Source organism: Jeotgalibaca sp. A127, assembly GCF_052266745.1.
In the GTDB taxonomy this organism is placed as follows: domain Bacteria; phylum Bacillota; class Bacilli; order Lactobacillales; family Aerococcaceae; genus Jeotgalibaca.
In genome coordinates this window covers 1-536 of sequence record NZ_JBQPRC010000035.1, presented here as the reverse complement: position 1 = coordinate 536, position 536 = coordinate 1, and the positions used below count along the sequence as shown (strand labels likewise).

Below are 536 nucleotides of genomic sequence, written 5' to 3'. Positions count from 1 at the left end.
CATCCACCGTGCGCCCTTATTCACTTAACCTGTGGTCAAGCTGCGGCCATTGCTGGCCGACGCGGTAAAATGTTTTGGTCTTTCTTTGTTACTTTCATGTTATGGTATTCAGTTTTCAAGGAACAAAATAATGTAACCCGTAGGTTACAATGGAGACTAGCGGGATCGAACCGCTGACCTCCTGCGTGCAAGGCAGGCGCTCTCCCAGCTGAGCTAAGCCCCCAAATGGGTTATGAAGTTTACAGGATGTACCCCAAAAAGGAATGGGCCTAAATGGACTCGAACCATCGACCTCACGCTTATCAGGCGTGCGCTCTAACCAGCTGAGCTATAGGCCCAAGAGATTCCGGTAAGATGGTTCTCCTGTATATGAGAGTTGGCCTCTCAAAACTGAACAAGAATGAATGAACTTGGCAGGTTCCGATTATTCCTTAGAAAGGAGGTGATCCAGCCGCACCTTCCGATACGGCTACCTTGTTACGACTTCACCCCAATCATCTGTCCCACCTTAGGCGGCTGGCTCCCACAAGGGGTTA

General features: G+C 49.8%; 2 tRNA genes and 1 rRNA gene. All 3 read right to left on the bottom strand.

The features are described 5' to 3' along the window. Nucleotides 1-150: 150 nt before the first annotated feature. A tRNA-Ala gene (locus ACTVAI_RS11860) sits at nucleotides 151-223 on the bottom strand. Nucleotides 224-264: 41 nt separating this feature from the next. Continuing rightward, nucleotides 265-338, bottom strand: a tRNA-Ile gene (locus ACTVAI_RS11855). Between the two features lie 97 nt (nucleotides 339-435). Next, a 16S ribosomal RNA gene (locus tag ACTVAI_RS11850) occupies nucleotides 436-536 on the bottom strand; the annotation flags it as partial.